The organism is Pseudomonas sp. BJa5 (assembly GCF_030272875.2).
Taxonomy (GTDB): domain Bacteria; phylum Pseudomonadota; class Gammaproteobacteria; order Pseudomonadales; family Pseudomonadaceae; genus Aquipseudomonas.
This window is the reverse complement of sequence record NZ_JALRNG020000022.1, coordinates 83,696-93,708: the sequence shown is the minus strand read 5'-3', so window position 1 is coordinate 93,708 and position 10,013 is coordinate 83,696. Positions and strand designations below refer to the sequence as shown.

The window sequence follows — 10,013 nt, the reverse complement described above, 5'->3', positions numbered from 1 at the left end:
TCTCTTCCTCTTATTTTTCACCTCTCGGGGTTGGGGGGGGGGGGGGTGTGCCCCGGGGGGGGGTGGTGGGACCCCCCCCCGCGCCCCGCGGGCCCCCCCCCCCGCTCCCACGACCCCAGGCAGTTGTTCCCACCCACAGCGTAGGTGTTTTTTCAGGGTTCGAACGACCAACGGCCAAACATGGTCCACACTTTGAAGCTTATTTCAGGGAGAACCGCACATGAGCGACCGCTATATCGACTTCGCCAATTCCGACCTCGGTCGTCGCCTGGTCGGCGCAGTCGGCCTGCCCAGTCCGGCTCGCCTGGAGCGCTGGGAGGCTGGTCGCCTGCGGCCGGTCGAAGGCGCCCTGTTGCTCGGCGGCGGGCCGCTGGCGAACAGGATCGAAGCCTTCGCCAAGCGCCTGACCGATGACCTCTACAGTTTTGCCAGCCCCGACCTGAGCGCGACCGAATGGGTCGCGGGCCTCGGGCCCAAGCTCAAGGCGGTGGTGTTCGATGCCAGCGAGCTGGACGACAGCGACAAGCTCAAGCAGCTGCGCGAGTTCTTCCAGCCGCTGCTGCGCAGCCTCGCCCCCAGCGCCCATGTGGTGATCCTCGGCCGTGCCCCGGAGCAGCTCGACGACCCGATGGCCCGTGTGACCCAGCGCGCCCTGGAAGGCTTCAGCCGCTCACTGGCCAAGGAGTTGCGTGCCGGTGGCACCCTGCAGTTGCTGTACGTCAGCGATGCCGCCGAAGATCAGCTCGAAGGCGCCCTGCGCTTTTTCCTCTCGCCCAAGAGCGCCTTCATTTCCGGCCAGGTCCTGCGCCTGGAAGCCTGCGCCAGCAGCGTGCAGGACTGGACCCGCCCGCTGGCCGGACGTCGCGCCCTGGTCACCGGCGCCGCCCGCGGCATCGGTGCGGCCATCGCCGAAACCCTGGCCCGCGACGGTGCCGAAGTAGTGCTGCTCGACGTGCCCCAGGCCAAGGCCGACCTCGAAGCCCTGGCCGCCCGCCTGGGCGCGCGTAGCCTGGCCCTGGATATTTGCGCCGCCGACGCCCCGGCCCAGCTGATCGAAGGGCTGCCCGACGGCGTCGACATCATCGTGCACAACGCCGGCATCACCCGCGACAAGACCCTGGCCAACATGACCCCGGAATACTGGGACTCGGTGCTGGCGGTCAACCTCAAGGCCCCCCAGTTGCTGACCCAGGCCCTGTTCGACAGCGGCACCCTGCACGATAACGCACGCATCGTGCTGCTGGCCTCGATCAGCGGCATCGCCGGCAACCGCGGCCAGGCCAACTACGCCGCCAGCAAGGCCGGCCTGATCGGCCTGGCCCAGGCCTGGGCGCCGAAACTGGCCGAACGCGGCAGCAGCATCAATGCGGTGGCCCCCGGCTTTATCGAGACCCGCATGACCGCCGCCATCCCCTTCGCCCTGCGTGAAGCCGGCCGGCGCATGAGTTCCCTGGGCCAGGGCGGCCTGCCCCAGGATGTGGCCGAAGCGGTCGCCTGGCTGGCGCAACCCGGCACCGGTGCGGTCAACGGCCAGGTGCTGCGGGTGTGTGGCCAGGCCGTGATGGGGGCTTGAGCATGACGCGACAGTGGCGGGACCTCGACAACACGGCGGCGCTCTCCGGGCTGTACCTGCGCGCCGCGCGTAAACGCAAGATCAGTGGCTACACCCTGCCCGACACTGGGCTGCGCTGCTACCTGGAGGTCGAGCCAAAACGGCTCGAAGCCTATCGCAAGCTGTGCCATTTCAGTGACGACGGCTGCTTGCCGCCCACCTTTCCCCATGTCATGGCCTTCGCCCTGCAACTGCAATTGCTGACCGACCCGCAGTTTCCCTTGCCTCTGCTCGGGCTGGTCCACCTGCACAACAGTATCCGCGTGATCCGGCCGCTGGGTGGCATCGCTCGGCTGCGCTTCAGCGTGCATGTCGAGAACCTGCAAGCCCATGAAAAAGGCGCCACTTGCGACATGGTCACCCAGGCCGCAGATGGCCTCGGCCTGCTCTGGTCCGAGACCAGCCGCATGCTCTGCCGTGGCCTGAAGCTCGATGGCGAGGCGCCTGCCGGCGTCGAACCGGATGCACTGCCGCTGACCGAGCTGACCCGCTGGTACGCCGACAGCGACATCGGTCGGCGCTATGCCAAGGTCTGCGGCGACTACAACCCGATCCACCTGAGCGCCAGCAGCGCCAAGCTGTTCGGCTTCCCCACCGCCATCGCCCACGGCATGTGGAGCAAGGCCATGGCCCTGGCGGCGTTGCGCGGGCACCTGCCGGCCAGTGGCTACGAGATCGCGGTGGATTTCCTCAAGCCCGTGCGCCTGCCCAGTGAGGTGATCCTCGACGCCAGCCCCACGGCCGCAAGTGGTCAACTGCTGTTGCAGGGCCATGGCGACCTGCAGCACATGCGCGGGGCCTGGCGAGCGCTGGACTGAAGTGCAGGCTTGCGTTGCGCGGGCGGGCGCCTGAAGCTATGCAGCTTGAGGAGAGCCTTGATGAACCTGCACGAACTGACCCAACGCCTGCACCGGATCCGCGACACCAACGACTGGCGCGGCTTTCACAGCCCGAAGAACCTGGCCATGGCCGCCAGCGTGGAAATGGCCGAGCTGGTGGAAATCTTCCAGTGGCTGAGCGAGGACCAGTCGCGCCAGCTGTCGCCCGAACAACTGGAGCATGCCGGCCAGGAGGTCGGCGATGTGGTGCTGTACCTGTTGCTGCTGTGCAGCGAACTGGGCCTGGACATGGAACAGGTGGTGCGCAGCAAGCTGGCCGACAGTGAAAGGCGCTTCGCCCGATGAACGACCGTCATTTCGATGCCCTGGCCACCCGCTTTGCCGAGAAGATCTACGGCGGCGCCAAAGGTGCCATCCGCCTTGCGGTGCTCCAGGCCGACCTTGCCGAAGTCCTGCCCGACCGGCCCCTGCGCGTGCTGGATATCGGCGCGGGCCTGGGCCACATGGCCCTGTGGCTGGCCCAGCGCGGTCACCAGCTGACCCTGGCCGAACCCGCCGGCCCCATGCTCGACGGTGCCCGCGCGCGCTTTGCCGAAGCCGGCCAGCCGGCCACCTTCATCCAGGCGCCCTGGCAGGACCTGCTCGGTCAATTGACCGAGCCCTACGACCTGGTGCTGTGCCACGCCGTGCTCGAATGGCTGGCCGAACCGGAAACCATCCTGCCGGTACTGCACCAGTTGACCCGTAGCGACGGCCTGCTGTCGCTGGCGTTCTACAACCGTGACGCGCTGGTCTATCGCAACCTGCTCAAAGGCCATTTCCGCAAATTGCGGCGCAACGACATGGCCGGTGAAAAGCAGAGCCTGACCCCGCAAAAACCACTTGATCCGCGCATGCTCAAGGTGCAACTTGAAAGCCTGTGGCAGGTCGAAACAGAGAGTGGGGTGCGCGTGTTCCACGACTACATGCCCAGCGAATTCCAGAGCAAGGCGGAGCTGCTCGACCTGCTGGAAATGGAGCTGGCCCATCGGCGTCATCCGGCGTTTGCCGGGCTGGGACGCTACCTGCACTGGATCTGCAAGCCGCGCTGACATCTGCCGGAGGGTGACATGCCGTACCGTTTGACCCTGGGCGCACTGTGCCTGACCCTGGCCGGCTGCCAGAGCCCCAACCCCTATGTCGCCAGCTCCCGCCCCTTGCCTCCCCCGCCAGCCCAGGCCGCCAGCACCTTCGATGCCAGCGCCTACCCGGCCGCGCCGCGCGACTTCGGGCGTTATCGCAGCTGGACCTGGCGCGACGGGCAACTGCCGGCCGGCACCACCCTGGCCGACCCCGGCCAACTGGCCGAAGCGGTCAGCAATGCCCTGGACCAGCGCGGCCTGCGCCCGGCACGCAATGGCCAGGGCGACCTGCTGGTCAGCGCCAACCTGCGCATGGAGCGCCGGCTGCGTCAGGTGCAGGAAGACTACTACCCCTACGGTGCCTATCCCTACGGCGGCTACCCCTATGGCGGCTATGGTGGGTACGGCAGCTACGGCCGTTACGGCAGTGGCTATGGGGCCTACGCCAGCGTGCCGCTGGTACGCACCTATGAAGTGGAGGTGATGGTGGTAGATCTTGACCTGTATGACGCCAACGATGGCCAGGCGGTCTGGAGCACCAGCGCCGAGACCGCCAGCCAGGGCTCCCGGAGCGAACGCGAAGAGGCCTTGCGCGAATCCCTGAACAAGGCCCTCGACGGCTATCCTCCCAGTTAAAGGCAATTGGAGATCCATCATGTTGCGCCGATTCGCTTTACTCACATCCATGGTGCTGCTGGGCGCGTGTTCAAGCGGCAATGTGTCCCAGGACTTCGATGCCAGCCGCGACTTTGCCGCCTACCGCAGCTGGGTCTGGCAGGAACCGGCGCTGCAGTACCGCCCCGACGATCCACGGATCAAGAGCGACCTGACCGAGCAACGCATCCGCCAGGCGGTGGCCGGCCAGCTCGACCAGCGTGGCCTGCGCCCCGCCCAGGGCAGCAGCCAGGGTGACCTGAAGGTGCAGACCTACCTGATCGTCGAGAATCGCCAGCAGCAGATCACCACCAATTACGGCGGTGCCTGGGGCGGCTACTGGGGTAACTACTGGGGCGGGCCGATGTACAACGAGACCCGCAGCGTCGACTACAAGGTCGCCACCATCCAGGTCGACATGTTCGACGGCCACGACGGCAAGCTGGTGTGGCGCGGCAGTGCCGAGCAGATCATGAACAACTATCCGCCAGGCCCCGAGGAGCGCAACAGCGCCATCCAGGACACTGTGACCAAGGTCCTCGCCAACTACCCACCGCACTGAGTCGGAACGGGCCGCTCGCCATGCAGGCGACTGGCCATCATCTTGGCTACACTGCAGGGCACAACTGCTGCCACGCGCGGCCTCGGCCGGCAAAGGAGTGCGCGTGTCCCCTCGTTTTCCCGCACGGCAACGCGGCGCCATCGGCCTGGTCGCGGCCCTGACCCTGGGCATGGGGCTGCTGTTCGTGCTGATGGTGGTCGACAGCAGCCGGCTGTTCCTGGAGCAACGCAAACTGCAGCGCATTGCCGACATGGCAGCGCTGGAAGCCGCCGGGCAACTGGCCGTGTGCAGCGGCACAGGTCCCCAGGCCGCCGCCCTGGCCCGGGCCAGCGCCGTGCGCAATGGTTTCGAACTGAGCGCCGTGCAAGCCCTGGACACCACCTGCGGCAGCCTGCAGACCGGCGCCAACAGCCTGCGCAGCTACAGCGTCGATGCCACGCGCCACGAAGCCATCCGGGTGGTCGCCAGCACCCGTGTGGCGACTAGCGTGGCCGCCGGCGTACTGGCCCTGGCACGCGGCAACCCGGTGCCCGACTTCACCCTCCTGAGCGCCAGCGCCGTGGCCGCCACGCCCAGGCCACCCCAGGCGATGCTGCGCATCCGCAGCACCGCCGCCACCCTGGACTCGCGGCAAGCGCCACTGCTCAATGCCCTGGTCGATCCCCTCGGTGGCCACGTCCAACTGGACCTGCTGGGCTGGCAGGGCCTGGCCAATACCCAGATCAACCTGCTCGCCTACCTGGACCAGTTGGCCATCGATGCAGGGGTCAGCGCGGGCAATTATCAACAGTTGCTCAGCGCCGGTGCCACGGCGACCCAACTGCTCCAGGCCGCCGTCAAAGTGCTGCAGCGCAGCGGCGCCACGGCCGAAGTGGTGACCAATCTGGGCAGGATTGCCGTCGGTTCCGACAACAGTCGCCTGCTGCAGTTGGGCAGCATGCTCGACCTGCAAAGCGGCACCACCCAGGCCGGGCTCGACGCCGGCCTGCGGGTGCTGGACCTGGTGCAAAGCGTGATCCTGCTGTCCACCAAGGAAAACGCCGCGACCGTGGAAATGCCCATCAACCTGCTGGGGCTGGCCAACGGCAAGGTGCGCCTGAAAGTGATCGAGCCTCAACAGCTCTCGGCCATCGGCAACCCGCAAACCGACACCATCAGGGTGCAAACCGCCCAGGTGCGGGCGCTGGTCTCCCTGGAATTGCCGGTGCTGTCCACGGTGGCCGGACTGGTCAACGCCGTGCTCGATCTGGCCTCGCCGCTGACCAACATCCTCAACAACCTGCTCAGCCTCAACGTAATGGGCACCCTGCAATCGCTGACCTGCGCCCTGGGCATTCCCTGCAAGGTCACCGACATTCGCCTGCTGCCGGGCACGGTCAGCGTGGATGTCGGCATCAACGTGGCAAGGGCCAGCAGTGAAGTCAGCGACTACAGCTGCAACCCGGAGAAAACCCTCACCGCCCCGACCCGGAGTGCGGCGGTGGATATCGCCATCGGCCAGTTCAAGAACCCGGAGGATTTCTTCAGCAACGGCACTGGCGAAGTCACGCCGCTGCCGCTGATCGACATCGGCACCAACGTCTGCAGTCGCGTGCTGTTCCTGCCACCCATTTGCGGCACCCGGGTGGCATTCGCCGGCGGTGGCATCGGGGTGAAGGTCAACGCACCGCTGCTGGGCAGCAACTCGACCGACCCGGCCAGTGACCTGCGATTCGCACCGCCCGGCCACACGCCACCCGACATCGACCGGCCACCGGCCTATCTGAGCACCTCGGCCAGCAACATCATCGACAGCCTCAACGACACCATCGCCGGCATCGAGGTGCAGGCCTACAAACCCGTCAGCGGCAACCTCCTCGGCGCCGTGGTGACCCAGGTCGCCGGGTTGCTCGATGGCGTCGCCAACATCCTCGAACCGCTGATCAAGGGCCTGCTCGGCCCACTGGTCGATCCGCTGGTCAATGCCCTGCTCAAAACCCTGGGCATCGACCTGCTCAAGGTCGAGGTGGGTGCCAACCTGACCTGCTCCAGCAGCCGTGCTCAGCTGGTGCAGTAGCTCGGCAACTCGATGCAGAAGCGCGCGCCCTCGGCGGCGTTCTCGACACTCAGGCAACCACCCATGGCGTCGATGATGCCGTAGCTCACCGAAAGCCCCAGGCCGGTGCCGACGCCCACCGGCTTGGTGGTGAAGAACGGCTCGAAGATGCGTTCCAGCAAGCGCGGCTCGATGCCGCCGCCGTTGTCCTCGACCAGCAGGCGCACCTGGCGGTCGCTGGCCTCCATGCGCAGGGCAATCCAGGGTTGCAGCTCGCGCTGCTGTTGCCGACGCGCCAGCAAGGCATCCCGGGCGTTGACCATCAGGTTGATCAGCACCTGCTCCAGCTGGTCCTGGTGACCATTGACGGTCTGCGCCTGCATCGGGGCTTCGACCCGCAGCTCGACGCCCTTGCCACGCAAGCCCTCGGCCAGCAGCGACAGCGCGCCCTCGACCGCCTGCCAGGGCGCGAAGGGTTGCTGCTCGACCTCCGAGCGCCGACCGAACACCCGCATGTGGTCCACCACGCGAGAGGCGCGCAGTACCTGGGCATCGATGCGCTTGAGCTTGTCTTGCAGGTAATCCACCTGCACATCGCCGTTGTCCAGGCGCTTGAGCGCATTGACCACCGCCATGCGCATGACGTTCAGCGGCTGGTTGATCTCATGGGCGAGCCCGGTGGCCATCTCGCCGAGGGTAGCCATCTTCGCGCTCTGCAGCAGTTGCTGCTGGGTACGCCGGACCTGGGTGTTGTCGCGCCCCACCGCCTGGATTTCCAGCAGGCGGCCCTCGCCGTCGAACAGGCCACGATCGGACCATACCCACCAGGCATGCTCGCGCCCCGGCAGCTCCAGACAGATTTCCACGCTGCTCACCGGCTGCTCCGGCGTGAGCCCGGCCAGCCGCTCGAGGAAGGCCTCGCGCTGGCTGTCGGACATCCACTGCCCCAGATTGATCCCCGCCAACTGCGTCGCCGAGCACTCCAGGTAATCGGCCAGGGGCTGGTTGCCGAACACCAGGGTCAGGTCGGGGGTGTAGCGGCAGATCATCGCCGGTGAATCCTCCACCAGCACCCGATAGCGCTCCTCGCTTTCGCGTACCCGTTCGGCGGCCTCGGTGGCCTCGCTGACATCCAGCCAGATGCCCACTACCTCCACCGGCAAGCCCAGGTCGTCACGCAGCAGGCGCGCCTCATCGAGCACCCAGTGATAACCGCCCTGGTGGTCGCGCAGCCGGTAGCGACTGCGTACCTGGCCCTCGCGCAACAGGGTGCGGGTACGCGCCAGCCACAGGGCCTGGTCTTCGGGGTGCACCCATTGGCCTGGCTGCGCGTCGGCCGACGGCTCCCAGCCGAGCATCGGTTGCAGGCTGGCACTGAAGAATTCGGCCTGCAGCGCCCCTTCGCAGTAGCGCTGGATATAGATCACTGCCGGCGAGCTGGCGATCAGGTTTTCCAGGCGGGCCTGAGCGGCTCCTGCCTGCTGCTGCTGGGCCTTGATGTCGCTGATGTCGAGCATGAAGCCTTGCAGGCGGCGCTGCTGCCCGCTGCCGCGCACCTGCCCGCACAGGCGGTACCAGCGCGGGTTGGCCTCGAAGTGGTTGTCCAGCAGGCGCACGCTCAGGTGCAAGGCGCAGCCATCGCGCTGCAACTCACCCAGGGCCAGCTGCGCCGCCTCCCTGTCGGCCGGGTGCACACGGCTCAACCACTGGCTGAGGGTCAGCTGCGCCGGCATGCCCAGGCTCGCGGCCAGCCCCGGATCCATGTGCAGGCTCTGCTCGCTCAAGCGCCACTGCCACCAGCCTGCGCCCAGTTGCAGCTGCAGGCTGTCCAGGCGCTCGTTCTGCTGCTGCAGTTCGAACGCCGCCAGGCGACCGAGCAGTGGCTCGGCATAGGCGGCCAGCACCTGCAGCGCGTCCTGGGGCACCAGTGCTTCAGCGGGGCCGATGACGATCAGCCAGGCTTGCACGACCTGGCCCTGGGCATAGGGCAGCAGATAGGTCTGTTCCTGGACAAACAGCGGCTGCAGGCCCGGGTGGCCCGCGCTGCACAGCACCTGGCCCGGGGCTTGCTGGTCCAGTAACGCCCCCAGCGCCGCATCGGCCGGCCAAGCCAGCGGATCATTGCCACTGGCGTAGGTCTGCCAGCCTTCCCGGCCCTGCAACAACAGCCGCGCAGCGCTGGCCCGCCAGTGACGCACCAGCCACTGCAACTGCTCCTGCGCTACCAGCTCCAGGCGTTCGATGCTGCAATCGCGCAAGGCGCTCGCCAGATGGCAACTGAAGTGACGCTGGCGTTCGGCGTTCAACGATTGCTGGCGCTGCTGCAACAGGTCGCCAACATCGAACAGTTGCAGCAGCCACCGCCCGGACTGGGCCTGCAGCCAGCCACGGGTATGCAGGGTGCCACCGCCGGCGGCCTTGAAGTCCAGGTCCAGGACCTGGGCCTGCCAATCCATCGGCTCGCCTTCGAGCACCAGCAGGCTGTAGGGCTGCACATAATCCTGCAGCCGGGCATCGGCCTGCTCCGGCAATGCCAGCGCCGTGCGCAAGGGACCGGCCAGGCGCAGCACCCGGGCGCTATCGTCGAGCCACAACTGCAAGCCCACCAGGGCAATGCCTGGCGCCGGCTCCACAGGCTGCTCGGGAGCTGCCGAGCGCCCACGCCAACGCTCGAACAGGCCTTGTCCGGCACTCACAGTTGCAGGCTCGCGCTGGCCTTGAGGCTCGCAGGCAAGCGCGGCACCTCACCGATCACCGGCATATCGATCACCGGCAACACCGAGGTCAGCTTGGCTTTGGCATAGTCGATTTTCACCGTCAGCAGGTTGCCGGGCGTCAGGGTGACGCTGGCATCGCTGGCGAGCTGGAAATTCAGGGAGCCGGGCATCCACGCCAGTTGTTCACCCAGCACGCTCTTGGCCAGAGTGTCGATGTCGCTGCGATAACTCGGGCTGGCCGGATCCAGGGCCACACAGCGGCGCACCGCCTCGCTGCTGGCCTGGTTGAACGATTGCAGCATGAGCATCGGCAGGCCGTAGCTGACCACCCCGTAGAACACTGCGAAAAAGATCACGAATACCGCAACGAACTCCAGCGCCGCAGCGCCTTTTTGCCGTTTGACCAGGCTTGCTTTCATGATCGCGTCTACCCTGACAGTGACACCTCACTGACAGCATAGAATCATTCACCA

Annotated in this window: 9 protein-coding genes; 7 read left to right on the top strand and 2 right to left on the bottom strand. The window is 66.9% G+C overall.

Annotation, left to right across the window (positions count from 1 at the left end):
* Positions 1-220: 220 nt before the first annotated feature.
* From M2D63_RS14425 to M2D63_RS14395, 7 genes are all read left to right on the top strand, one after another.
* Positions 221-1,573, top strand: a complete 1,353-nt coding sequence (locus M2D63_RS14425; RefSeq protein ID WP_285863608.1) for a 3-oxoacyl-ACP reductase — start codon at positions 221-223, stop codon at positions 1,571-1,573.
* A gap of 2 nt (positions 1,574-1,575) precedes the next feature.
* Positions 1,576-2,430, top strand: coding sequence for a MaoC/PaaZ C-terminal domain-containing protein (locus M2D63_RS14420; protein WP_285863607.1), 855 nt, complete (start codon positions 1,576-1,578; stop codon positions 2,428-2,430).
* 60 nt (positions 2,431-2,490) lie between these two features.
* The gene (locus M2D63_RS14415; RefSeq protein WP_285863606.1) at positions 2,491-2,796 is read left to right on the top strand and encodes a MazG-like family protein; all 306 of its coding nucleotides are present in this window, start codon (positions 2,491-2,493) and stop codon (positions 2,794-2,796) included.
* Positions 2,793-3,542: a methyltransferase domain-containing protein gene (locus tag M2D63_RS14410; RefSeq protein ID WP_285863605.1), complete on the top strand. Its 750-nt coding sequence runs from the start codon at positions 2,793-2,795 to the stop codon at positions 3,540-3,542. Before M2D63_RS14415 ends, M2D63_RS14410 begins: the two co-directional genes overlap by 4 nt.
* An 18-nt stretch (positions 3,543-3,560) precedes the next feature.
* Positions 3,561-4,208 (top strand): DUF4136 domain-containing protein, encoded by a 648-nt coding sequence (locus M2D63_RS14405; protein WP_285863604.1) that lies wholly within the window; start codon positions 3,561-3,563, stop codon positions 4,206-4,208.
* A gap of 19 nt (positions 4,209-4,227) precedes the next feature.
* Positions 4,228-4,788 carry a DUF4136 domain-containing protein gene (locus tag M2D63_RS14400; protein WP_285863603.1) on the top strand — a complete coding sequence of 187 codons (561 nt, stop codon included), beginning with the start codon at positions 4,228-4,230 and terminating at the stop codon, positions 4,786-4,788.
* A gap of 103 nt (positions 4,789-4,891) precedes the next feature.
* The gene (locus M2D63_RS14395; RefSeq protein ID WP_285863602.1) at positions 4,892-6,844 is read left to right on the top strand and encodes a pilus assembly protein TadG-related protein; all 1,953 of its coding nucleotides are present in this window, start codon (positions 4,892-4,894) and stop codon (positions 6,842-6,844) included.
* Here M2D63_RS14395 and M2D63_RS14390 read toward each other — a convergent pair.
* Complete coding sequence (locus tag M2D63_RS14390; RefSeq protein WP_285863601.1) at positions 6,829-9,519, bottom strand: ATP-binding protein; 2,691 nt, start codon at positions 9,517-9,519, stop codon at positions 6,829-6,831. The two genes, M2D63_RS14395 and M2D63_RS14390, sit on opposite strands and share 16 nt — an antisense overlap.
* A complete protein-coding gene (locus M2D63_RS14385; RefSeq protein WP_285863600.1) occupies positions 9,516-9,959 on the bottom strand; it encodes a TadE/TadG family type IV pilus assembly protein in 444 nt (147 codons plus the stop codon). Before M2D63_RS14385 ends, M2D63_RS14390 begins: the two co-directional genes overlap by 4 nt.
* Positions 9,960-10,013: the final 54 nt, after the last annotated feature.